Source organism: Lactobacillus sp. PSON (assembly GCF_052615405.1).
Window position 1 is genome coordinate 23,086 of sequence record NZ_JBQXFW010000006.1, and the last position, 22,296, is coordinate 45,381.

The window sequence follows — 22,296 nt, forward strand, 5'->3', positions numbered from 1 at the left end:
ATAGTTATACAATTCTATAAGTATATAGGGGAGAGAAAACAAAGTGAAATACGTATTTCTATTTTTACCAGCACTGGCTTGGGGTATCATGCCGGTTTTTGTTGCTGGTGTAAAGAAGAGTACCACTTATAATCAAATTACTGGTACAGTTATTGGTGCATTCTTGCTCGGAGCAGTTGCTACATTGATTACACGTCCTGCAATGGACTGGACAACATTTTTAATTGCGATGATTGCCGGGGCTGCCTGGACAATTGGTCAGGTTGGACAGTATATTTCTTATGCTAATATTGGTGTTTCAGAAACTATGCCACTTTCAACTGGACTTCAATTAATCGGTGTGCCGATTGTCGGTGTTCTACTTTTTGGTGAGTGGAGTAGCGCACAAGCTAAAATTTTTGGTTTTATTGGAATTTTGGCTTTGATTATTGGGGTTTACCTTACTTCTAAGGATGATGAAGGAACTGAAGAAGGCAACAAGAAGAATCAAACAACAACTTTGATTATTTTGGTTGTAACTACTCTTGGTTACATTGCTTCAAGTTCTATTCCAAAGGCAGTAAAGGCTGATGGTGTAGCTATCTTCTTCGGTGAAACTATCGGTATGCTTATTGCGGTACTAATTTACTTAGCAGCAAGTAAGCAACTTGGAGCTATCAAACAAAAAGAAAGCTACTTGGTAATTCCAGCTGGACTTATCTTTGCAATTGGTAACTTGAGTTACATTATGTCAGTTAAGGATAATGGTGTTAACTTAGGATTTGTTATGTCACAGCTTGCTGTTATCATTTCAACTCTTAGTGGTATCATTTTCTTACATGAAAGAAAATCAAAGAAGGGTTACATTTTTACAGCTTGCGGTCTTGCATTGATTGTTGCTGGTGCTATCCTTACTTCTTTGTTCTAGAGAAGATATATAAAAAGAGATTCAGTAGGACTGAAATAGTCTTATTGAATCTCTTTTTTGTTATTTGTGAATGACTGTTGATCTTGAATTAAGTAAGAAAATCAAATTGAAGGGATGTTTTTTCACTTATTGCTACATTTCTACTTATTCTAATAATTATATTTATTATAATTAAATTATACAGAAAGGAAGTAGAATTATGTTACAAGCAAAGACAAGAAAAGTTGGTAATTCAGTTATGATTTCAATTCCTAAGGAACTGCATCCCAAAATTAATAAAGAGTACATCATTACCCGAACTAAAAACGGAGCATTTATTATGGCCCCCTAAAATTAGTAATCCTTTTAGCAGTGATGAGGATTTTCAAGATTCTCCAAGTCTTTTTGAACTACAAGCTATGAAAGGATGGGAGAATGATTAATATTCAACAAGGAGATATTGATATTATATAGGTTGATTTTTCTTCTTCTGTTGGAGAAGAAACGAGAGGAAAACACCCAGCACTAGTTGTATCATCAAATGATTATAACCAAAAAACTTCTTACATAATTGTTTGTCTTATTACTTCTCATGGTAATAATTTTAGTGGATACGTTCCTCTACATAACTATAAAATACATGGTCGAATTAATGCTACACAGATTTACAGTTTTTCACTGAAACGAATGAAATTACAAGTTGTGGATAAAATTAGACCAGAAGATTTATTGTTAGTAAAACAAATAATTGATTATGCACTTCAAATAAATTAAATAATGGCTAAACTTAATTTTAAGGTATGAAGTGTTACTTCGTTGGTAAGACTAAGAGTGGTAAGAGAATGTATTTACCAGTTAAGTACACTGCTTATACTTACGCAAGAGATAGTCAATGGAAGTAAATTTGTAATCTATAAAAAAATCAATTTCTATCCTCCAAAAAAAGGATTATAGCCAATTACGACTATAATCCTTTTCATATATCATTAATTACTTTTGCCAAAATCTTAATTCAGTTCCTGCTAAATCAACTGTATAAGTTTCATCTTCAAGTGGACGCTTAGTCATACCTTGATCGGTTGAATAGATAATTAGTGCTAAGCTTGAACCAACAGGAATGCGGTAATAAATTGGCTGAAGTTTAAACTTCAAATCAACAAATTGATCAGCTTTAATTTCACTAGGTTTCTTCATATCTTTGTAGTTTTGCAAGTTCATATGTCCCTTAGTGATTAGTTTTGCATCGGTTATTTTATCTGGAACAAATTCTTGCAAGGTATCAGTTCCGAAGCGATAGCCAAGTTCTTGACCGCCGCGCATTAAGAATTTAGGAGTAGGAGTTAGACGCTTGCGTTTGCCCATTTCAACTAAGGCTACGGAGAGTTGCCCTTTTGGCAAGCTTCCAGATATGCGGACTGTGACTTCTGGACGGCCTACGATAGTTGTTGGATGAATAAATTCATCAGTTGTATAACGCAGACTGGCTTTAGCCCATTTTTCATCCCCAGAAATAAATTTATATTGCCATTCACTCTCAGAAATTTTAGCCTCTTTGAATTCTTTTCCACCAACATCAACAAATGACTGTTTTTCTTTACCGTTACCATCCTTATATAATTCATGGTCATCGGTTGGATAGTAAGTAGTTTCATGGCCGATTTCATCAGACCAGTCATCTTCTTCATGCCACTTATCGGCATATAGATTATCCTGAATCATTACAGTTGGCCATTGTTCATAAGCATGATTTTCAATATTTAACAATTCATGTACAAACCAAAGATTCATCAAATCAGTAAAGTCAATAGAAGCAAAGTTGTTCATATTATAGTGAGGTCCTTGATGAAGGAATAGGTGGTGTTCAATTGGCAAATTTTTAACTTTTTGCCAAATTTTATAAACATTTTTAGGTTTTACATTCCAATCATTAAGTCCATGAACGCTGATCCATGAACATTTGATGCCGTCTGTATGATGGCGATAGTTACGAACATCCCAGAAATTAGAGTATTGACCAGTTATGCGGTCTTCTTTATCGTATAGCTTTTTTTGTTCTGCGTCATATTTTGGCTTAATTTTAAGCATACTACCTGCATCCCACAAATTAGATTGACAAGTTTCTGCTAATAAATCTAAATCTTCTCCTTGGCAATCTTCAGGAGCTATTACCAAGCCATGTTCACGATAGTAGTCATACCATGATGAAATTGCAGCTTCTGAAACTACTGTCTTAAGTCCTTTTACGCCAGTAGTGGCAACTGCAATTTGCAACGTACCAAGGTATGAACGACCAGTCATACCGATGTTTTTATTGCACCAATCAGCTTTTGTTTCATGCTTCTTAGTTCTGTCAGTATAAGCAATTCTATCGCCATGTAGCCACTCTATAACAGCCTTAGCAGATTCAGTTTCTTCGGGAGCTCCAGTAATTCTTAATCCGTCACTGCCGCGAGTTCCGATTCCTCCCGCAAAAACACTCGCAAAACCGCGCGCAAGCATATACTCATTAAGTGGGTAAGAAGACTTATGAACTGCTTCTTCAGTTGATGGAGAATTTTCTGAGTCAGGTTTTGGTGCATCAATATGAGGAGAAGCGACATACTGGGGGTCAGTCCATTTAGTAGCATCGCTCAAGTTTTCATCAACGTTATGGTTGCGCTTTTCATTTGCAATAATTCCGCCGAAATATGGACTTGCAGTGTATAGTGCTGGGACTTTAAGACCCTTATTTGATTCAGCTGGTCTAAATACAGTCACTTGAATAAGGTCGCTTTTACCATCTTGGTCGGTATCAAGGTCAGTTTCAACATATACTACTTCTCGAATTACTTTTTCAGTGTTAAAAACAGGCAGGGATTTTCCATTGAAGAACATGAACTTATTTTGACCCCAGAATTGAGTGAAGTAGCCCTTGCCAGCCATTACATCAATTAAGAGCTGACCATTTTTGGCGCGAGTATTTAGCAAGCGATAAAAGACTTCAACTAAGCGATGAAGAGAGTCAATATCTTGTAAAAATGGCAAGGCTTGTCTTTGCATAAAACCTGTTGAATCATCTAATTTGTAATCATAATTAACGTGATAGCCTAATAGTTGCAAGGCTACGTTGTAAAACTGATTGGTGCCAATTTTTTCCGGCTTTTTTGCTAAAAAATGCGCCAAGGTTTCTTTATCAGAAACTGCAAATTCAGCAAGTTTGGCCGTTTTGGCTTCATCACTTTTAGCTTCAACAATAATTGTTTTGATAAGTTTACTAAGCAAGTCGCTGAATTTCCAATCTTGCCAGTTTTTAGGTAAGAAGTTAATGTCTAGCAATTCTTTTTCTTGTCTAGCAAAGTCGCTATTAACATAAGCGTATTGATTGTACTTCATAATAATCTCCTTTGACTAATTCTATTAATTTAAGTGTACTAGTTTTATCAATGATAGAAAATAATTATGGCTATTAATTAGTAATAAATATTTCATTTTTTAACTTCTTGAAGATAAAATAATCGTGAGTTAATTAGAAAGAGGAATAATGATGAAAAAGAAGTTCTTAATCCCGTTCTTAGCTATCTTGACAATAATATTAGCAGCTTGTTCAAATTCTAAGTCAACTTCTGCAAAGACTAGCAAAGTTAAGATTGGCACACCAACTTTATTTTTTCATGGAGGAGGGTCATCATATCACGCTGAAGAGCATATGGTTGACGCTGCCAAAAAGGCTGGTGTTACGAAGTCGGTTATTAGAGCAGAGGTTACTCCTAGTGGAAAGGTAACTTTAATTGGTAATTTTAGTAAAAATGCTAAAAATCCTATTGTTGAAGTAAACTATCAAAATAATCGTCAATTAAATTTTAAGGAGCATGGAGTTTATGCAACTAATGTAGTTAAAGCTCTGCAAAAGCAATATTCTTTTAAGAAAATGAATATGGTAGGTCATTCTTTGGGGAATATTTCAATTATTTATTACATGCTTTTAAATGGTAAAAATAAAAAGATGCCTAAGTTAGTTAAGCAAGTTGATATGGCGGGACATTTTGCAGGACTTAACTTTGATGTGCCTAGTGATATTCGCCAGCCAAAAGGACTTAAGCTTGATAAAAACGGCAAGCCGAACAAGATGAACAAAACTTACAAAGAAATGACGCAAGTTCGCAATACTTATCCTAAAAACCAAGTTAGAGTTTTAAATATTATTGGAGACATCGGTGGTAAGACTGATGGTACTGTACCGAATGTGTCATCACTTTCTTTGAAGTATTTAGTAGCCGATAACGCTAAAAGTTATCAAGTAGTTAAGTTTACTGGTAAAAATGCTCGTCATTCAAGACTTCATGAAAATAGCCAGGTTGATAAGGTGTTAATTAAATTTTTGTGGAATAAATAAAAAAGGCTTCATTGTGAAGCCTTTTTTTATTCTTGAATAAATCTTCTAAAGAAAGTTAGTTCATCATCTGTTGCTTTAGCAGCTGCTTTGCTTTTTTGATCTACGAAAAAGACGTGACCTAAGGGATGCTTTTGACTGCCATACATATTTAAGTCAGCATGAACACCGCGTGCAAGTAAAAAGCCGAACAGAGTATGTTGCATATCACGTAAAAAGTCATCATTTGCAGTAATTAAAAATGTTGGTGGAAATTGATTAGTAATATATTTTTCAACATTTAACTGTTCATGATACTTTTTAACAGCTTCAGGAGTAAAATATGCAGATTCTAATCCATTGAGACCATTCAATACAAAAGAAGCAGCACAATTAAGACCAACAGCCCTAATGTTTAAATTAACGGGTTTATAGTCAAATAATTTTGCATAATTAGGGTTTGATAAAATAGTTGCATATTGTTCTGCCATTTGTCCACCTGCAGAATCTCCAATAATGAAGACATTATTTCTATCAAGACGATATTCTTCAGCATGTTTATCTACCCAATGGATGTATTGATTAATATCATTTAATTCATCAGGATATTCGGCTTTTTCTGGAGCTAAGCGATAATTTGGATTAATAAAAGCAAAACCTCGCCTAGCAATTCCCATACCATAGTATTGGTAAGTTTCTTTAGTTCCATATACCCAGCCACCACCATGAATATTAATAATTGTAGGATATGGTGGAGTAATATTTTTTGGAAGATAAACATCGAGCAAATTCCATTTAGGGTCGGGACCATAAGGAAGGTTATCAATTCTTTCTACTTCTTGAGGAGTAGAAAGACCGCTGTCGCGTTTATCATCGTGTTCTTTAGCATTTATTCTAAAACGTCCAATTAATTGTTCTAGTTCAATTTTATCCATAGTAAAAGTCTCTTTCTAAAAATGAAATCACTTACATAAATAATCTTAGTACATTTTCAAAAAAATTGAAATTTTTTTATAAAAAAAGCTTGCATTTTTCAAAAATAGCCCTTATAATAGTTTATGTTCTGTTGAGGACATACAAACATACAACTGGTCTGGTAGCTCAGCTGGATAGAGCAACAGTCTTCTAAACTGTGGGTCGTGGGTTCGAATCTCACCCGGATCACCAAGCAAGGTAACATCTGTAGATGTTACCTTTTTTGTTTTAATTTTTTCTATTTTTTTGTAAAATTAAATAAAAAATTAATTGGAGTTTTTTGATGAGAAAAAAAGAAACAGTAAATTTAACCATTACTGCCATTTTCACTGCTATATTATTACTGCAGACTTTTGTACCTAATATTGGCTATCTTCATCTTTTACCAGGATTGCCTGCAATTACGACTGTTCCTTTGACTGTGGCTTTATATGCAAGCTTGATGGGAATTAAAGCAGGAAGCTTATTTGGGCTTTTTTGGGGTATTACAAGACTAATTATGGCTTATTTGCAACCAACTGATATGGTAACGATTTTACTTTTTCAAAACCCATTGATAGCCATTTTACCGCGATATTGTGCTGGGATGGTTGCTGGAATAACTGAAAAAATATTAGCTAATAAAAATCAAAAATTAGCAGCTTTTTTAGCAGGCTTTCTAACTTCATTTACTAATACTGCTCTAGTAATAGTAATTGCTAGTTTAATATTTATTCATGATCCTGCAAGCTTAACTAAGTATTTGAATATTTCCAGTTCAGGCCAGCCTTTGATTATTATTTTGATTATGGCTTTAGGCTTCAATGGAATTATAGAAATGATTTTTACAGGAATATTGACGCCGATTATTTTGCCCGCATTAAAAATTATCCGCAAAAAGTCTTAAAGTAGCGTATAATTTTAGTAAAAAATAGGAGGAAAAATTATGCCTTTTGTACATATTGAACTAATTAAGGGACGCTCTGATGAGCAATTGACTAATTTAATGAAGGATGTTACTGAAGCTGTTCACAAAAATACGGGTGCACCTAAAGAACACATTCACGTGATTATCAATGAACTTGATAAGCATACTTATGGTCAAGGTGGAGAATGGCGTGCATAACATTTTAAGCGCTAGAGAAGCTAGCGCTTTTTTGTTTTGGAGAAAACTATGGCATTAAAAATGAGCGATATTGCTAAGCTGGCTGATGTTTCAATTAGTGCAGTTTCAATTGCGATTAATGGTGGAATTAGAAAAGTTGCTAGTTGTGATTTGATTATTATTAGCGATGAAAATGGAATAGTTAATCGTAACTATTATAGTTTGCCTTTTTTTGATCATTTGGTGACTAACTTATCTAAGAGTGTGACAGGATTTGGGACAGATTTAAGAATTAACAATTTAAAAATTGATTATTTAAAGCAAGATTTAAGTATGCTTTTAAAATCTAAATCAATAACCAATGCCATTGTTTTGGGAACGGATTTGACAAAAAAGCAGGTAAAATTTATTACGAATAAAATTCAAAATGTAGTTTTTCTTGATACGTATTTTGAAGATTTAAATTGTGATTTTGTAACGATGGATAATTATCGCGCTACTTATAATGCAGCTGAGTTTATTATTAATAAAGGTATTTCAAGAATTGGTTATGCAGCTTTGGCCAAAGAAAATGCTAATTTTTTAATGAGAAGAGCTGGATTTTTTTCAGCACTTGAAGACCATCATATAACAATTAATAAGGATAATTTTTATAAAATTAATCCAAGTGAACTATCTCCAATAGCAGATTTGAATGGTTTTTCTAGTAAAAAATTACCAGAGGTTATTTTCTGTGAAAATGATTATTTAGCTATTCGCATTATAAAAGAATGCAGTAAATTAAATATCAAAATTCCAGAAGATATAAAGATTATGGGCTTTGATGATATTAATGAAAGTCAATTGTTGTCGCCTTCTTTAACTACGGTTTATGTACCAATTGATCAAATAGTAAATCAAGTGATTTTTCAATTGCAAGGACAAGTAGCATCAAGTTCGTGGCAAGCTCAGAAGACTTTGATTGGAACAAAAATTGTCCAGCGTGAAAGTTTATAACAGATAATTTACTAAAATAAGAACTAAAATAGTTCTTTTTATCTCAAATTTTATTGAAAGCGTTAACATGATATGGAATAATAATTATAACAAATCAAGAAGTAAATTTAATATTAAGTATAAGTAAAGGAGAACTCCCAATGACAAAGATTTCAGTTTTAGGAAGTATTAATTTAGACACAACTTTACATATTAATCATATTCCGTTGCCTGGAGAAACTCTCCATGTTTCAGAAAAATCTAGTGCTGCAGGTGGCAAGGGCGCTAATCAAGCAGTTAGTGCTCAAAGAAGTGGTGCACAAGTTAGCTTTATTGGAGCAGTTGGATTAGATGATGGTGGTAAGTTTATGCTTGATACAATGAAAAATGAAGGTATAGACTTGTCTCAAGTAAAAAAGCGTAAAGATGCTGATACTGGCGCTGCAACAATTATGTTAGATGAAAAGGGTCAAAACAGTATTTTAGTTGATGCTGGTGCAAATGCTAAAGTAGATAGCGATCAAATTAAAGAAGCTAGCGAAACAATTAAAAATAGTGATTATATTATTGCTCAATTTGAAACACCAATTCCTGCTACAATCGAAGCTTTCAAGATTGCTAAAGAAAATGGGGTTATAACTATTTTAAATCCAGCACCTGCTTCAGAAGTTAGTGATGAGCTTTTGAGTGTAACTGATATTATTGCTCCAAATGAAACAGAGAGTGCGGCTATCACTGGTATTGAAGTTGATAATGAAGAAAATATGCTTAAAACCGCTGAATATTTTAAGAGCAAAGGTGTAAAGATGACTTTAATTACTTTGGGTGAGCGCGGTGTATTTTACTGTGATGGCAATCGTCATGGTTTAGTTCCTGCACACACTGTAAAAGCAGTTGATACTACCGGAGCTGGTGACACTTTTATTGGGGCAATGAGTGCAGTCTTAGTGCCAGATTTATCTAATATTGATGAGGCAATTGATTATGGTCAAAAAGCATCATCAATTACAGTTCAAAACCTTGGTGCAATGCCATCAATCCCAACTAAAGAAAAAGTAGAAGAAGTTTACGGAAAGGAAAATTAAAAATGAAAAAACTGGTGTAATGAATTCAAATATTTCTCGTGTAATTGCTGATATGGGTCATATGGACTGGCTAGGAATTGGTGATGCCGGTACACCTGTTCCAAAAGATACTGAAAAGATTGATCTTTCAGTTAGAGCAGGTCTTCCATCATTTATTGATGTGGTAAAAGAAGTATTAGTTGAATTAGAAGTTCAAAAAATCTATGTTGCTGAAGAAATTAAAACTGAAAATCCTAAGCAACTTGAAGAAATTAAAAAAGTTTTGCCAGATGTAGAAATTGAGTTTATTCCTCATTCTGAATTGAAAAAGGACTTATCTAAGTCAAAGGCCTTTATTAGAACTGGTGAAGAAACTCCATACTCAAATGTTATTTTAGAAAGTGGAGTAATCTTTTAAAATTTAATTGAATAGGTGAAAAATATGAATGGAATTGCTCTTTTAATTGGACTAGGGCCTTTGATTGGATGGGGATTCTTTCCAACGATTGCTTCAAAAATAGGTGGTAAGCCTGTTAATCAAATTATTGGTGCAGCCTTTGGGACTTTTATCTTTGCTTTGATTTATGATTTGATTCAAGGCTTGGGTTTGCCAAGTGGGGCAAGTCTTATGTGGTCGATTATTTCAGGTATTGGATGGGCAAGTGCACAGATAATTACTTTTTATTCCTTTACTTTGATTGGATCTTCTCGTGCAATGCCGATTACAACGGCTTTTCAACTTTTGGGAGCATCTTTATGGGGTGTATTTGCATTAGGAGATTGGCCCAGCTTACCAGATAAGTTAATTGGTTTTATTGCATTGATTTTAATTATTATCGGTGCTTGGATGACAACTTGGACTGAGAAAAAGACTGCTGAAGGTAGTTCTAAGCTTAAAAAAGCTGTAATTGTTTTATTAATTGGTGAAATTGGCTATTGGGCTTATTCTGCAGCTCCTCAAGCTGCTCATATTGATGGTTCACGTGCATTTTTACCACAATCAATTGGAATGTGCATTGTAGCTATTGTTTATGCAATTTTCTTGTGGTTTAAGAATCATGAAGAAAAATTTGCTTTAGCTGAAGCAGTTTCTTATAAACAAATTATTTCAGGTTTCTTCTTTGCTTTTGCAGCATTGACTTATCTTATTTCCGCTCAACCAAATATGAATGGTTTAGCAACAGGGTTTATTTTGTCACAAACTTCTGTAGTTTTGGCAACTTTGACTGGAATTTGGATGCTACACGAAACTAAGACTAAGAAGGAAATGGTAATTACCGTTTTAGGATTAATTTTAATTATTGCAGCTGCTGCAATGACCGTAATTGTATAACTCATTAAAACCGCTGATGGAATTCAGCGGTTTTTTGTTTTGGTGATTAAAAGTAAGTTATAATTAGAAAGATAAAGTCTAAAATGGGGATGAAAAAATGTTTGATTATAGAAATAACTTAAAAAGAATTTTAATGAAAACAGATGGCGATGATAAAAGCCTAAAGAATAGTTTAGTTGCAATAAAAACAATTATTAATATGGCAGATGATAAACCGGATAATTTTAAAAGCAAGCCAAATAAAATTAAGCCTAAAAATATTGCACAGCAAAATCATGCAAATAAAGAAGTTCGAAATTTAATTTTGCAATTAGCAAATTTAATAGAAAATCCTGGCGATAAAAATGCAAAAAATGCTTCTTTATCAGCACTTCATAAGTTAACTTTTGAGCCAGGTGTTGGAAAAAACTATGGAAATGCGTTAGGTAAACTTGATCAAGCAATTCAAAAATCTACTCCAACAAGTGAAGCTGTTAATAAAAAAATTTTTGAAGATGCAATGAAACCAAAGGAAAAAATTAAGCGTGATTATCGAAAAGGACAACGTTATACAGTTATTCGCTTGGTTAGTGGAGCTGATTTAATCAATGATAATGGTGATACTGTTTACACAGTAAAAGAATCGCAAGTTCATCCATTGAATTTGAAAACTGGTGATATTGTGGAGGCTCTAGAAGATAAGGCAAATCCAAATTATGAAGCTGAGATTTTGCGTGTTGTAGGATTTAGAAAAATGCGCAAGCGTGACTATGATGAAGTTGAAGAATTTAAGTATGGCGTAGTTCAAGGAAATACAGGTAGTTTTGCAATTACGCGTAACATTCGCGGTGAAAAATTAAAAATCCGTGGTAAAAGTGTCGTCATCCCAGTTGATTCCAGTTATTATCAAGGAGAAAATATTCATATCGAAGATGGCTCAATTGTTGATTTAGCTTGGTATAGTGGGGATGTTCGTCTTAAGAAAAATCCAGCAGATGCAGTTCAAATTCGCTGGATTTATCAAACTGAGCAACCAAAGAGAGTACAAAATACTAAAAAGAAAAAAGAAAAGACAGTTTCTAATGAGGAGTTAACTAAGTTAGATATGGACCTTCATTATCAACGAGTAGGAATTGCAATTGGTGATAATCAAAATGAAGCAATGCTTGAAAGTATAGTAACTCGTTATAATGGAATACCGATTCCAATTGATGCTTTTGAAGGTAAAAAGAAAGTAATAGAAAATCAAATTAAAGATTTAGATATTGTGATTTTAGTGACGGCTTTTGCTGCTCATGACAGTACTTGGAATATCCGAGAATTTAGTAGTAAATACGGTGCAAAATTTGCAGTTAGCTCAAGTAAAGGTTATCAATCTTTTGAAAGAGCGCTTTATCGAGCTGAAAATGGTCTTCCTGCTTATGAAGGTAATCAAACGATTAAATATGAAATTCAAAATTAAAAATTTCCTTATTTTTTGTAATTAAGGTTGAGACGGTGTCACAATTTTGTATACAATATACTTATTACAAATAGAGAGGACGCTTGATAATGAAAAATAATATAAAAAAACGTTCTTGGATGCGTTGGTTGGTTTTTCTAGTTGGACTTGAGATTATTGCAATTTCAATTAACTTGTTTTATGGACCTATCAATATCGCTGCAGGAGGATCAACGGGGATTTCGATTTTAGTTGATGCTGTATGGGGAATTAACCGATCAATTACAGTTTTTGTAGTTAATATTTTAATGTTGATTTTGGCAGCTGTTTTTCTTGGTAAAAAAACCACCAAAAATGTTGCATTGGGAAGTTTGCTTTTGCCTCTTTTAATGGAAATTACGCCTAGCTTTAAAGCGACTAATAATGAACTTTTGGCAGTGATTTATGGTGGAGCTTTAATGGGACTTGGAGTATCGCTTCTTTATCGCGTTAATGCTTCAAGTGGGGGAACAACAATTCCACCAATGATTCTTAAAAAATACTTTTATTTAAACTCTGCTACTACGTTGCTATGTATAGACATGGTTATAATTTTCTTAAACATTTTTGTAGATGGTTGGAATGCATTTTTCTTGGCAGCTTTTTCACAAGTAGTAACAGCAATTACGATGAATTATACTGAAACCGGTTTTGATAAAAAATATCAAGTTCGTATTATGAGTAATGAACATTTAAAAGAAATTCGTGAAATGCTACAAAATGATTATGTTGGTTTAACTGTTTATAATGTTGTCGGTGGATATAGTGACGATGCCAAGCAGCAACTTTTAATTATTGTTGATACTAACGAATATGGTGCTCTTCTTACGAAAATTCATGAAATTGATGAAGATGCCTTTATCATTACTTCAAATGTAGCTAAAGTCCACGGTGGACGATGGGGAATCTGATTTTTTTATTGAAAAGTTCTATATTTGGTAGTAAACTGTAGTAGTTGTATTTGTGGAGACCTCCACATCTGCAACCGCACGATTGTGGGTCAGAAGTCTTTCGAAGTAGGAAGCACCCCAATTCGGCGAGTCTAAGTATTTTACGGAGGTGTACAAATGTACGCAATTATTAAGACCGGTGGTAAGCAATACAAGGTTGCTGAAGGTGAAGCAATCTTTGTTGAAAAGCTTGATGCAGAAGAAGGTTCAAACGTTACCTTTGACCAAGTTATCCTTGTAGCTAATGATGGCGATGTTAAAGTTGGTACTCCATTAGTTGAAGGTGCTAAGGTTACTGCTAAAGTTGAAAAGCAAGGCAAGGAAAAGAAAGTTGTAACTTTCAAGTACAAGCCAAAGAAGCACTCACACACTAAGTATGGTCACCGTCAACCTTACACTAAGGTTACAGTTGAAAAGATTGAAGCTTAATTCAGAGGTGAAACAATAATGAATATTTTAGGTTTGAAATTATTTGCCCACCACAAGGGTGGCGGTTCTACTGCTAACGGTCGTAACTCAGCTGGTCGTCGTTTAGGCGCAAAAGTTGGTGATGGTCAAGACATCCACGCAGGTTCAATTATTTACCGTCAACGTGGTACTAAGATTCACCCAGGTGCAAATGTTGGTCGCGGTGGCGATGACACTTTATTTGCATTGGTAAACGGTACTGTTAAGTTTGAACGTCTTGGCAAATACAGAAAGCAAGTTTCTGTTATTCCAGCTGACGAAGCAGAATAAGACAGTTCTATTTAAAAAGGCAGGAGCAAAATAGCTCTTGCCTTTTTTAACTATTATAGTCATTCAAATTATTGTTATCTTATTGATTTGGCTAGTAGAATGATATTAAGAGTTTTGTCATTTTTGCTAAAATTTGACCTATTTTCTCTATAATTTTCGAAGATTATTTATAGCCAAATCGAGCTTAAATTGGTAACATAGATAGTGTAGAAATGAGGGAACTAATATGACAATGATTTCAGTTAATGAATTCAAGAACGGCTTAACTATTCAATACAATAACGATTTATGGCGTATCATTGAATTCCAACACGTAAAACCAGGTAAGGGTAGTGCTTTTGTACGTTCAAAGCTCAAGAGTTTGCGTACAGGTGCAGTTCAAGAAAATACTTTCCGTTCAACTGCTAAAGTTGAAACTGCTGATATTCAAACCAAGTCAATGCAATACTTATACAATGACGGTTCAAGTTATGTATTTATGGATACTTCAACTTATGATCAATTAGCAATTCCAAATGAACAAGTTGAAGAAGAATCTAAGTACTTACTTGAAAATATGAATGTTAGTGTAATTACACACGAAGGTGAAACTTTAGGTATCCAATTGCCTAACACAGTTGACCTTAAAGTAGCTAAGACTGAACCAAATATTAAAGGTGATACTTCATCAGGTGGTGGTAAGCCTGCAACTATGGAAACTGGTTTAGTAGTTAACGTTCCATTCTTTATTAATGAAGGCGATGTATTAACTATTAACACAGCTGATGGTAGTTATGTATCACGTGCTAATAAGTAGTTTTTTGAGGTAATAATATGGCAGATAGTTCAAAAATTCTCTTAAGCGGCGAAGAAAACGGCGAACAAATTAAGATAGATCCTAGTGTTCTTGAAGTTATTTTGGGCATTGCTGCTGAAAAAATTGATGGTGTAGCTGGAATGCGCGGAAGCCTTAAGTCTGGTCTTAACTGGGTATTAGGACGAGAAGATAGAGGTAAAGGAGTAAGCGTTAGCGTTGATGAGCATAAAAAGTTAGTCGCTGATGTTTATGTTTACCTTAACAGCGGTGTCAATGTTCCAGTTGTAGCAACTAAATTGCAAAAAGCATTAAAAGCACAACTTGTTCAAATGACAGATCTTGAACTTAAAGCAATTAATGTTCATGTTGTGGGCCTAGTTTTTCCAGAAGATGAGAAAAATGCTGAAGAGGTCACTTCAGAGCTGTTTCCGGAGGATAAAGATAAGTAAATGAATCAACACGAAAGTCGTAAGGTTACAATGCAAGCAGTCTACTTGGCAAATCAAGAACCAACTTATTCTGCTGCAGAAGTTGAAGCCAAAACCGTACAAACGCTTGATTTAAAAGAGCTTTCTGCCTATTCAAAGACTCTTATTGAAGGCATTATTGCAAAGCGTAGTGAACTTGAAGATGAAATTTCATCTCATTTGAAAAAAGGCTGGAAGTTATCTAGAATTAATCAAACTACAATTGCAATTTTGGAAGTTGCTTTATATGAAATTAAGTATAGTGACGAAATTGAGCCTAAGGCAGCGGTTAGTGAAGCTTTAAACTTATGTGATGAATTTGCTGATCCAAAGGCAAAGCCATTTGTTAATGGAATTTTGGCAAACTTCATTAAATAAAGTACTAATAGTCGGCATTTTGCCGGCTATTTTTGCTAGGAAAGGAAATGATTAAATGGGAAAAATTCTTGATGGGAAGGCATTTGCAAATTTAAGAGCAGAAAAACTAAAAAAGCAAGTAGAAAAATTAAAGGCTCAAGGAATTGAACCATATTTTTGCGTAATTAATATTGGAGATAATTCTGCAAGTAAAGTTTATGTTCGTACTAAAAAACGTCGCGCTGAAAGTGTGGGGATAATTCAAAAAATTTATCAATTGCCTAAAACTGAATCTGAAGAAGATGTTTTAGCTTTAATTGATAAATTAAATGCAGATCCTAAAGTGCACGGAATCATGGTTCAATTGCCAGCACCAGAGCATATTAATGTTAATCGAGTGCTTGAAAGAATTAGTCCAGAAAAAGATGTTGATGGTCTGACTCCAAGTAATATTGGACGTTTATGGCAGGAAAATCACTTTGTAGAACCGGCTACTGCTGACGGTATTATGGCGCTACTAGATCATTATGGAGTTGACTTAGAAGGAAAAAATGCTGTAATTATTGGACGTAGCAATATTGTAGGTAAGCCACTAGCTGCTTTAATGCTTGAAAAAAATGCTACAGTTTCTATTCTTCATTTAGCTACCAAAAATTTATCTGAGTATACTAAAATGGCAGATATTTTAGTCTCTGCTGCTGGTCAAGCTAATCTAGTAACTAAAGATATGGTAAAAGATGGTGCGATTGTCATTGATGTTGGTATTAATCACGTTAATGGTCATTTAGTAGGAGATGTTGCTTTTGATGAAGTAGAACCTAAAGCAAGTATGATTACTCCAGTTCCTGGTGGAGTAGGTCCGTTGACTGTAGAATTTTTGATGGAGCAGGTTATTAAGTTAACGAGGAGAGCAAATGGCATCCGAGAATAAGTATTTAACAGTTACGGATTTAAACTATTATATTACACAAAAATTTAAAAAAGATCCGTATTTGCATAAAGTATTTTTACAAGGAGAGCTGTCTAATTTTCGTTTTCGCAGAAATTCACATCAATATTTTTCATTAAAGGATGAAAAATCCAAAATTAATGTAGTGATGTTTCGTTCTTTCTTTGATAAAGTAAAATTTAAGCCAGAAGAAGGCATGAAAGTATATGTTGTTGGCTATGTGAGTGTTTATGGACCACAAGGCTCATATCAATTTTATGCGGAACAAATGGAACCAGCCGGACTTGGAGCATTATATGAGCAATTTAAACAACTTCAAGCAAAGTTAAGTAAGGAAGGCTTATTTAATTTAGAACATAAAAGACAGCTTCCACATTTTCCAGATAAAATTGCAGTGGTTACTAGTGCATCAGGTGCAGTAATTCACGATATTATGGTAACTGCAAATCGTCGTTTTCCTCATGCGGAGATTGACTTATTTCCTGCACAAGTACAAGGAGATACAGCTGCAGATTCTTTAGTAAGAGCTATGAAGCAGATTGCTGCTAAAAAGGACGAATATGATGTAATGATTATTGGTCGTGGAGGTGGATCTCTAGAAGATTTGTGGCCGTTTAATGAAGAATCAGTAGTAAGACAGGTTTATAATATGCCTATTCCTGTAATTTCTTCGGTAGGTCATGAAACTGATACTACACTTTGTGACTTAGCTGCTGATCAACGGGCAGCAACTCCAACAGCAGCTGCTGAATATGCTACGCCTAATTTATCAGATGAGTTAATAAAATTGCATCAACTTGAAAGCAGAATGCAGGCAAGCATTCAAGCATTAATTAAACAAAAACGAGATAAATTGACTCAAATTAATAATTCGATTATTATGCGTGAGCCAGCTAGACTATATGATCAACAAATTCAGACTGTTGATGTGTTAAAAAGTCGTTTGCAAAATAGTATTAAGAATATTTTAAATGCTTCAACGAAAGATTATAATTTATTGAAGCAGCGTTTATTGAGCTCTAATCCGAATCAAAGAATTATGCAATTGCACCAACAAAATAATTTTTATCAAAAACAGCTGTTTGATAGTATAAAACATTATTTAGTAAATAAAAGAAATGTTTTTGCACAAACTGTTCAACAACTTGATGATTATAGTCCATTAAAGACGTTAGACCGTGGATATGTTTATACAACTAATCTTGAAGACAAGACAGTTAGTTCTGTTGACCAAATATCTGAAAACGAAGAATTGAATCTACATTTTAAAGACGGTCAGGTATCTGCAGTTGTAAAAACAATAAGGAGAAAATGATGGCAAACCAAAATAACTTTGAAAGTCAATTAACCGAATTAGAAAAAATTGTTAATAATTTGGAAAATGGAAATGTTCCGTTAGAAGATGCACTTAAGGAATTTCAAGAAGGAGTTAAGATTAGTCGAACATTAGAGAAAAAATTAACTCAAGCAGAAGAAACAGTTGCAAAACTAATTGACACTGACGGTAGCGAACATCGTCTTGATCCAACTAATGCAAGTGCACCAGAGGAATAATTATGACAGCATTTCAATATTTTAAAGAGCAATGGACACCAGTTATTAATGATTATTTAGAAAAACAATTGTCAAAAACGATTGATAATGAGAAGATGAGTCAAATAATGGCATATTCCGTTATGGCTGGTGGAAAAAGATTAAGACCTTTATTATTTTTGGCTACCTTAAATTCGTTAGGACAAGAAATTGATGAAAATGCTATTCAAATAGCTTCTGGTATTGAATTGATTCATACTTATTCTTTGATTCATGATGATTTACCTGCAATGGATAATGATGATTATCGTAGAGGAAAGTTAACAAGTCATAAAAAATGGGGTGAAGCAGAAGCTATTTTAGCAGGGGATGCTCTGTTGCCTTTAGGGATTCAGTGGATTTCTCAGGGAAGCAATTCTTCAGAATTAGTTACAATTATTACTCAAGCAATTGGACCAAATGGTATGGTTGGTGGACAATATTTAGATATTGATTCTACTAATAATGAAACAGTTGCCAATGATGCTAATTTTATCAATCAGATGGAATGGCTTAAAACGGGATGTTTAATTGAAGCAAGCGTACAGATGGCAGCGGTATATGCACATGCAGATGATATTAAACAAGTCAAATTAATTGATTTTGCGCGTGAATTTGGTCGTGCTTATCAAATTTATGATGATTTGGTAGATGTAATTGAAACTACTGAAGAAGCTGGAAAAGCTACTCATAAAGATGAAGAGGAAGGAAAAAACAACACTCTTACTCTTTTTGGAATTGATAAGAGCCGCAAAGAATTGCAAAATTTGATTACTCAAGCAAAAGAAGATTTGCAAGGCTTAAATAATGAAGTATTGGTTGGATTTTTAGATCTTTATAAAAAGGTATTGTAAATGGTAAAAGAAAGAGCAGACGTATTATTAGCTGAGCAAGGGATTTTTCATTCGAGAACTCAAGCTCAACGTGCAATCATGGCGGGACTTGTATCAGATCATAATCATCAAAGAATTGATAAAAGCGGTACTAAATTTCCTAAAGATGAAAAATTCTATGTAAAAGATGATGGAAAAAAATATGTTTCACGCGGGGGCTTTAAATTAGAAAAAGCGCTGAAAGCATTTAACATTGATTTAAATGATAAAATTTGCCTTGATATTGGAGCTTCTACTGGTGGTTTTACTGATGTAGCATTACAAAATGGAGCTAAAATGGTATATGCTTTAGATGTTGGTTATAATCAGCTAGCTTGGCAACTTCGAGATGATCCGCGCGTTATTGTAATGGAAAAACAAAATTTTCGTTATAGTAAACCAGAAGATTTTGAAGAAGGAATGCCTGATTTTGCAATGACAGATGTTTCCTTTATTTCATTAGATTTAATTATGCCACCAATGTATACTATTTTGAAAGATAAATGTGATGCTGTTTGTTTAATTAAGCCACAATTTGAAGCGGGTCCAGAAAATGTCGGTAAGCATGGAATTGTTCATGACCATGAAGTTCATAAGGCTGTTATTGAACATACAATGAATGAAGCTATGAAAATTGGTTTTAATATATTGGGTGTAGACTATTCTCCTATTAAAGGTGGAAAAGGTAACATTGAATTTTTGATACATTTACAAAAAGATGAAAAGTCTGGTGGTCAAAATCTTTGGACTGGTACACCAGAAGAAGTTGTATCTAATGCGGTAAGTGGACTATAGGTGAAAGTATGCTTGTTGAACTAGATATTGAAAATTTTGCAATAATTAAAGATTTAAAAGTTCGCTTTCAAGAAAATATGACAGTTTTAATCGGAGAAACTGGTGCAGGTAAGTCAATTTTAATTGATGCTGTTTCACTTCTAACGGGTGGAAGAGGTCAGAAAGAAATGATCAGATCTGGCGAAAAAAAGGCTGTCATTACGGGATTATTTGAATTAGAAGAACAAAAAAATAAAATTGCTGATTTATGTGATGAATATGGTCTTCCTCATGATGATAATCAATTAGTTATTAGCAGAGAATTAGCTGTTAAAGGACGTAATGTTGTTAGAATTAATGGGCAATTAACTACAATCAATGTTTTGAGAGAAATTGGCAAGTATTTAGTTGATATTCATGGTCAAAATGACCAGCAAATGCTAATGAATCAAGATAGACAAATTTATTTAGTAGATGATTATGCTTCTGAAAGTTTTAAACATGACTTACTGCAGTATCAAGAAAATTTTCAAAAATGGCAAAAATTAACTGCTAGATTGCGTCATTTACGGCAAAATGCTCAAGAACTAGCTCAAAAGCAAGATATTCTACAGTTTCAAAATGATGAGTTAGAAGCTGCTAATTTAGAAGATCCAAAAGAAGATGAAAAACTTGAAGAAGAGTTTAATGAGCTTAATAATTATCAAAAAATAGCAGATACTGCACAATTTTTTATGCAGCTATATGACGATGATGAACGTGGCTTGGATACCTTGTTAAGTGAAGCGCAAAATGCTGCCCAAAGTTTGACTGAATTTGGTAATAAATTTAAGGACTTTGCTAAAAGTGTTGATGATGGCGTCTTTGCCTTAGGGGATGCTAGAAGTGAATTATCTAGTTTAATGGATCAGATGGATTTTGATGAAGAAAGATTTCAATATGTAACTAATCGTTTAGATGTTTTAAATTCATTAAAGAAAAAATATGGTCCCACTTTGGAAGATGTATTTAAATTTTATGAAAAAATTCAACAAGAACTTAAACAATTTGAAACAGGTGGACTTGATGAAGAAGAAATTCAAAATGAATTATCTAAGTTAGAAAAAACTATGACTGGGCAAGCTAATGACTTGCACCGAAATCGTGAAGAAGTTGCACATGCCTTAGAAGAAAAGATTAAAGGCGAGCTTGCAGATCTTTATATGGAGAAGGCAAGATTTTCTATTAATTTTGAAGAAAGCAAGAGTTTTAATGAAAATGGTATGGATACTATTTCATTTTTAATTGCACCAAATCCTGGCGAAGAGTTAATGCCACTTGTCAAAATTGTATCAGGTGGGGAGCAATCAAGATTGATTTTGGCGTTAAAGGCAATTTTTAGTCAAGTGGAACCAGTTGGAACTATGATTTTTGACGAAATTGATACTGGAGTTTCTGGGAGAGTTTCTGCTGCAATTGGTCGTAAGATGCATTCAATTGCTCAAAATAAGCAAGTTATTACAATTACTCACTCCCCGCAAGTTGCAGCTGCTGGAGATCACAGGTATTTAGTTGCAAAAAAAGTAAAAGATGGTGCAACCTTTACCCAAGTAGGACCATTATCAAAAGAAGAAACAGTTACAGCAATTGCTCAAATGATGGCTGGTAAAAATGTAACTAATGCTGCTAAGCAGAATGCAGTAGATTTGATAAAAAGTTTTAAAATAGATAGTTAGGCAGAAGAATGCACAGAAGTTGCAAACTTCTGTTTTTATTTTTAAAAAATAACAGTGCTTTTCTACGGTTAAGACTTGAAAAAGAAAGTATTTTAGTGCAAACTAAATATATTAGATATTTCTAGGAGTGTTCGGCATGGCAGATAAAGGTTTATTACTCGTCCTTTCGGGTCCTTCGGGTGTTGGTAAAGGAACCGTTAAAAGCGCAATCGTTGAAAATAAGGTGTTTCCTTTTGAGTATTCTGTTTCAATGACTACGCGTAAGCCTCGTCCTGGCGAAGTGGATGGAGTAGATTATTATTTCGTAAGTCGTGAGAGATTCCAGGAAGCTATTAACCAAGGCGAGCTTCTGGAATATAATGAATACGTGGGCAATTTTTATGGAACACCAGTTGCACCAGTTAAGAAGATGCTTAAAGAGGGCAAAGATGTTTTGCTCGAAATTGATGTTAACGGTGCACAAAAAGTTCGTGAAAAAATGCCAGACGGCGTGTTCATTTTCTTAACGCCACCAGATTTGCATACTTTACATATGCGTCTTGAAAATAGAGGCACTGAATCTGAAGATGTAATTAGGGGAAGAATTAAGCAAGCGCGTAAAGAAATTTTAGTAATGCAAGATTACGACTATGCCGTGGTTAATGATACTGTTGCAAATGCAGTTGATCATATCAAGGCAATCGTTGATGCTGAACACGTAAGTGTTAAGCGAGTTATCGATGACTACCGTAAAATGGTCAGGGAGGATTAATATGAGAATTACATACCCATCAATTGATAAATTATTGTCTCGCGTTGATTCGCGTTATTCATTATCAGTACTTGCTGCCAAACGTGCACATGAACTTGAAGCAGGAGATCCACCAACAATCGAACATTTTAAGTGTGATAAATCTGTTGGTCGAGCTCTTGAAGAAATTGCAGCTGGTAAGGTTACAGTTGATCCAGCTCACCGCGAGGTTAACCTGGTAGATGAATAAAA

General features: G+C 34.0%; 26 protein-coding genes, 1 tRNA gene, 1 pseudogene and 1 other annotated feature. Of the genes and pseudogenes, 26 read left to right on the forward strand and 2 right to left on the reverse strand.

Annotated elements, in window-relative coordinates:
- The first annotated feature begins 43 nt into the window (after nucleotides 1-43).
- From ACTHPI_RS05885 to ACTHPI_RS05895, 3 genes and pseudogenes are all read left to right on the forward strand, one after another.
- Nucleotides 44-907 (forward strand): GRP family sugar transporter, encoded by an 864-nt coding sequence (locus ACTHPI_RS05885; RefSeq protein ID WP_445353248.1) that lies wholly within the window; start codon nucleotides 44-46, stop codon nucleotides 905-907.
- A 199-nt stretch (nucleotides 908-1,106) separates the two neighbouring features.
- The gene (gene mazE, locus ACTHPI_RS05890) at nucleotides 1,107-1,238 is read left to right on the forward strand and encodes a type II toxin-antitoxin system PemI/MazE family antitoxin (protein WP_445353249.1); all 132 of its coding nucleotides are present in this window, start codon (nucleotides 1,107-1,109) and stop codon (nucleotides 1,236-1,238) included.
- Between the two features lie 134 nt (nucleotides 1,239-1,372).
- A pseudogene (locus tag ACTHPI_RS05895) lies at nucleotides 1,373-1,660 on the forward strand (type II toxin-antitoxin system PemK/MazF family toxin); the annotation flags it as partial.
- Nucleotides 1,661-1,876: 216 nt separating this feature from the next.
- Here ACTHPI_RS05895 and ACTHPI_RS05900 read toward each other — a convergent pair.
- A complete protein-coding gene (locus ACTHPI_RS05900) occupies nucleotides 1,877-4,258 on the reverse strand; it encodes a Xaa-Pro dipeptidyl-peptidase (protein WP_445353250.1) in 2,382 nt (793 codons plus the stop codon).
- A gap of 151 nt (nucleotides 4,259-4,409) precedes the next feature.
- Between ACTHPI_RS05900 and ACTHPI_RS05905 the strand changes: the two genes are divergently transcribed.
- Entirely contained in the window at nucleotides 4,410-5,258 is an 849-nt protein-coding gene (locus ACTHPI_RS05905) for an alpha/beta hydrolase (RefSeq protein ID WP_445353456.1), read from the forward strand.
- A gap of 26 nt (nucleotides 5,259-5,284) precedes the next feature.
- Here the strand turns inward: ACTHPI_RS05905 and ACTHPI_RS05910 are convergent, their stop codons facing one another.
- Entirely contained in the window at nucleotides 5,285-6,169 is an 885-nt protein-coding gene (locus tag ACTHPI_RS05910; RefSeq protein ID WP_445353251.1) for an alpha/beta hydrolase, read from the reverse strand.
- 155 nt (nucleotides 6,170-6,324) lie between these two features.
- On the opposite strand from ACTHPI_RS05910, the gene ACTHPI_RS05915 reads away from it, so the two are divergent.
- From ACTHPI_RS05915 to rpoZ, 22 genes are all read left to right on the forward strand, one after another.
- Nucleotides 6,325-6,401, forward strand: a tRNA-Arg gene (locus tag ACTHPI_RS05915).
- Between the two features lie 91 nt (nucleotides 6,402-6,492).
- Nucleotides 6,493-7,095, forward strand: a complete 603-nt coding sequence (locus ACTHPI_RS05920) for an ECF transporter S component (protein WP_445353252.1) — start codon at nucleotides 6,493-6,495, stop codon at nucleotides 7,093-7,095.
- A gap of 39 nt (nucleotides 7,096-7,134) precedes the next feature.
- Nucleotides 7,135-7,314 (forward strand): 2-hydroxymuconate tautomerase, encoded by a 180-nt coding sequence (locus tag ACTHPI_RS05925; protein WP_144355494.1) that lies wholly within the window; start codon nucleotides 7,135-7,137, stop codon nucleotides 7,312-7,314.
- Between the two features lie 48 nt (nucleotides 7,315-7,362).
- Nucleotides 7,363-8,289: a substrate-binding domain-containing protein gene (locus ACTHPI_RS05930; protein ID WP_445353253.1), complete on the forward strand. Its 927-nt coding sequence runs from the start codon at nucleotides 7,363-7,365 to the stop codon at nucleotides 8,287-8,289.
- Nucleotides 8,290-8,429: 140 nt separating this feature from the next.
- A complete protein-coding gene (rbsK, locus tag ACTHPI_RS05935; RefSeq protein WP_445353254.1) occupies nucleotides 8,430-9,353 on the forward strand; it encodes a ribokinase in 924 nt (307 codons plus the stop codon).
- Complete coding sequence (gene rbsD / locus ACTHPI_RS05940; protein WP_445353457.1) at nucleotides 9,349-9,750, forward strand: D-ribose pyranase; 402 nt, start codon at nucleotides 9,349-9,351, stop codon at nucleotides 9,748-9,750. Before rbsK ends, rbsD begins: the two co-directional genes overlap by 5 nt.
- A gap of 24 nt (nucleotides 9,751-9,774) precedes the next feature.
- Nucleotides 9,775-10,665, forward strand: coding sequence for a ribose/proton symporter RbsU (rbsU, locus tag ACTHPI_RS05945; RefSeq protein ID WP_445353255.1), 891 nt, complete (start codon nucleotides 9,775-9,777; stop codon nucleotides 10,663-10,665).
- Between the two features lie 97 nt (nucleotides 10,666-10,762).
- Nucleotides 10,763-12,106 carry a DUF2325 domain-containing protein gene (locus ACTHPI_RS05950; protein ID WP_445353256.1) on the forward strand — a complete coding sequence of 448 codons (1,344 nt, stop codon included), beginning with the start codon at nucleotides 10,763-10,765 and terminating at the stop codon, nucleotides 12,104-12,106.
- Nucleotides 12,107-12,195: 89 nt separating this feature from the next.
- Nucleotides 12,196-13,035 (forward strand): YitT family protein, encoded by an 840-nt coding sequence (locus tag ACTHPI_RS05955; RefSeq protein WP_445353257.1) that lies wholly within the window; start codon nucleotides 12,196-12,198, stop codon nucleotides 13,033-13,035.
- Between the two features lie 62 nt (nucleotides 13,036-13,097).
- Nucleotides 13,098-13,178 (forward strand) — a sequence feature (ribosomal protein L21 leader region).
- A 13-nt stretch (nucleotides 13,179-13,191) separates the two neighbouring features.
- Nucleotides 13,192-13,503 (forward strand): 50S ribosomal protein L21, encoded by a 312-nt coding sequence (gene rplU, locus ACTHPI_RS05960; protein ID WP_144355487.1) that lies wholly within the window; start codon nucleotides 13,192-13,194, stop codon nucleotides 13,501-13,503.
- 18 nt (nucleotides 13,504-13,521) lie between these two features.
- Nucleotides 13,522-13,812 (forward strand): 50S ribosomal protein L27, encoded by a 291-nt coding sequence (gene rpmA, locus ACTHPI_RS05965; protein ID WP_144355486.1) that lies wholly within the window; start codon nucleotides 13,522-13,524, stop codon nucleotides 13,810-13,812.
- A 226-nt stretch (nucleotides 13,813-14,038) separates the two neighbouring features.
- Nucleotides 14,039-14,608 (forward strand): elongation factor P, encoded by a 570-nt coding sequence (efp, locus tag ACTHPI_RS05970; protein WP_144355484.1) that lies wholly within the window; start codon nucleotides 14,039-14,041, stop codon nucleotides 14,606-14,608.
- Nucleotides 14,609-14,625: 17 nt separating this feature from the next.
- Nucleotides 14,626-15,057, forward strand: a complete 432-nt coding sequence (locus tag ACTHPI_RS05975; RefSeq protein WP_445353258.1) for an Asp23/Gls24 family envelope stress response protein — start codon at nucleotides 14,626-14,628, stop codon at nucleotides 15,055-15,057.
- Nucleotides 15,058-15,453: a transcription antitermination factor NusB gene (gene nusB / locus ACTHPI_RS05980; RefSeq protein ID WP_445353259.1), complete on the forward strand. Its 396-nt coding sequence runs from the start codon at nucleotides 15,058-15,060 to the stop codon at nucleotides 15,451-15,453. It abuts the gene before it with no gap.
- Between the two features lie 55 nt (nucleotides 15,454-15,508).
- Complete coding sequence (locus tag ACTHPI_RS05985) at nucleotides 15,509-16,363, forward strand: bifunctional methylenetetrahydrofolate dehydrogenase/methenyltetrahydrofolate cyclohydrolase (protein ID WP_445353260.1); 855 nt, start codon at nucleotides 15,509-15,511, stop codon at nucleotides 16,361-16,363.
- On the forward strand, nucleotides 16,347-17,696 hold the full coding sequence (xseA, locus tag ACTHPI_RS05990; RefSeq protein WP_445353261.1) for an exodeoxyribonuclease VII large subunit: 1,350 nt from the start codon (nucleotides 16,347-16,349) through the stop codon (nucleotides 17,694-17,696). The genes ACTHPI_RS05985 and xseA overlap by 17 nt, the downstream gene beginning before the upstream one ends.
- Nucleotides 17,693-17,935, forward strand: coding sequence for an exodeoxyribonuclease VII small subunit (locus tag ACTHPI_RS05995; protein WP_445353262.1), 243 nt, complete (start codon nucleotides 17,693-17,695; stop codon nucleotides 17,933-17,935). The genes xseA and ACTHPI_RS05995 overlap by 4 nt, the downstream gene beginning before the upstream one ends.
- 2 nt (nucleotides 17,936-17,937) lie before the next feature.
- Nucleotides 17,938-18,807 (forward strand): polyprenyl synthetase family protein, encoded by an 870-nt coding sequence (locus tag ACTHPI_RS06000; protein ID WP_445353263.1) that lies wholly within the window; start codon nucleotides 17,938-17,940, stop codon nucleotides 18,805-18,807.
- Nucleotides 18,808-19,620, forward strand: a complete 813-nt coding sequence (locus tag ACTHPI_RS06005) for a TlyA family RNA methyltransferase (RefSeq protein WP_445353264.1) — start codon at nucleotides 18,808-18,810, stop codon at nucleotides 19,618-19,620.
- Nucleotides 19,621-19,628: 8 nt separating this feature from the next.
- A complete protein-coding gene (recN, locus tag ACTHPI_RS06010; RefSeq protein WP_445353265.1) occupies nucleotides 19,629-21,314 on the forward strand; it encodes a DNA repair protein RecN in 1,686 nt (561 codons plus the stop codon).
- A gap of 136 nt (nucleotides 21,315-21,450) precedes the next feature.
- A complete protein-coding gene (gene gmk, locus ACTHPI_RS06015; protein WP_445353266.1) occupies nucleotides 21,451-22,065 on the forward strand; it encodes a guanylate kinase in 615 nt (204 codons plus the stop codon).
- A 1-nt stretch (nucleotide 22,066) separates the two neighbouring features.
- Complete coding sequence (gene rpoZ, locus ACTHPI_RS06020) at nucleotides 22,067-22,294, forward strand: DNA-directed RNA polymerase subunit omega (RefSeq protein ID WP_445353267.1); 228 nt, start codon at nucleotides 22,067-22,069, stop codon at nucleotides 22,292-22,294.
- The last annotated feature ends 2 nt before the right edge of the window (nucleotides 22,295-22,296 follow it).

Bases quoted from the DNA above. Each gene is read 5' to 3' on its own strand.
- mazE (WP_445353249.1), top strand. From the start codon at position 1,107: ATGTTACAAGCAAAGACAAGAAAAGTTGGTAATTCAGTTATGATTTCA.
- ACTHPI_RS05900 (WP_445353250.1), bottom strand. From the start codon at position 4,258: ATGAAGTACAATCAATACGCTTATGTTAATAGCGACTTTGCTAGACAA.
- ACTHPI_RS05905 (WP_445353456.1), top strand. From the start codon at position 4,410: ATGAAAAAGAAGTTCTTAATCCCGTTCTTAGCTATCTTGACAATAATA.
- ACTHPI_RS05910 (WP_445353251.1), bottom strand. From the start codon at position 6,169: ATGGATAAAATTGAACTAGAACAATTAATTGGACGTTTTAGAATAAAT.
- ACTHPI_RS05920 (WP_445353252.1), top strand. From the start codon at position 6,493: ATGAGAAAAAAAGAAACAGTAAATTTAACCATTACTGCCATTTTCACT.
- ACTHPI_RS05925 (WP_144355494.1), top strand. From the start codon at position 7,135: ATGCCTTTTGTACATATTGAACTAATTAAGGGACGCTCTGATGAGCAA.
- ACTHPI_RS05930 (WP_445353253.1), top strand. From the start codon at position 7,363: ATGGCATTAAAAATGAGCGATATTGCTAAGCTGGCTGATGTTTCAATT.
- rbsK (WP_445353254.1), top strand. From the start codon at position 8,430: ATGACAAAGATTTCAGTTTTAGGAAGTATTAATTTAGACACAACTTTA.
- rbsU (WP_445353255.1), top strand. From the start codon at position 9,775: ATGAATGGAATTGCTCTTTTAATTGGACTAGGGCCTTTGATTGGATGG.
- ACTHPI_RS05950 (WP_445353256.1), top strand. From the start codon at position 10,763: ATGTTTGATTATAGAAATAACTTAAAAAGAATTTTAATGAAAACAGAT.
- ACTHPI_RS05955 (WP_445353257.1), top strand. From the start codon at position 12,196: ATGAAAAATAATATAAAAAAACGTTCTTGGATGCGTTGGTTGGTTTTT.
- rplU (WP_144355487.1), top strand. From the start codon at position 13,192: ATGTACGCAATTATTAAGACCGGTGGTAAGCAATACAAGGTTGCTGAA.
- rpmA (WP_144355486.1), top strand. From the start codon at position 13,522: ATGAATATTTTAGGTTTGAAATTATTTGCCCACCACAAGGGTGGCGGT.
- efp (WP_144355484.1), top strand. From the start codon at position 14,039: ATGACAATGATTTCAGTTAATGAATTCAAGAACGGCTTAACTATTCAA.
- ACTHPI_RS05975 (WP_445353258.1), top strand. From the start codon at position 14,626: ATGGCAGATAGTTCAAAAATTCTCTTAAGCGGCGAAGAAAACGGCGAA.
- nusB (WP_445353259.1), top strand. From the start codon at position 15,058: ATGAATCAACACGAAAGTCGTAAGGTTACAATGCAAGCAGTCTACTTG.
- ACTHPI_RS05985 (WP_445353260.1), top strand. From the start codon at position 15,509: ATGGGAAAAATTCTTGATGGGAAGGCATTTGCAAATTTAAGAGCAGAA.
- xseA (WP_445353261.1), top strand. From the start codon at position 16,347: ATGGCATCCGAGAATAAGTATTTAACAGTTACGGATTTAAACTATTAT.
- ACTHPI_RS05995 (WP_445353262.1), top strand. From the start codon at position 17,693: ATGATGGCAAACCAAAATAACTTTGAAAGTCAATTAACCGAATTAGAA.
- ACTHPI_RS06000 (WP_445353263.1), top strand. From the start codon at position 17,938: ATGACAGCATTTCAATATTTTAAAGAGCAATGGACACCAGTTATTAAT.
- ACTHPI_RS06005 (WP_445353264.1), top strand. From the start codon at position 18,808: ATGGTAAAAGAAAGAGCAGACGTATTATTAGCTGAGCAAGGGATTTTT.
- recN (WP_445353265.1), top strand. From the start codon at position 19,629: ATGCTTGTTGAACTAGATATTGAAAATTTTGCAATAATTAAAGATTTA.
- gmk (WP_445353266.1), top strand. From the start codon at position 21,451: ATGGCAGATAAAGGTTTATTACTCGTCCTTTCGGGTCCTTCGGGTGTT.
- rpoZ (WP_445353267.1), top strand. From the start codon at position 22,067: ATGAGAATTACATACCCATCAATTGATAAATTATTGTCTCGCGTTGAT.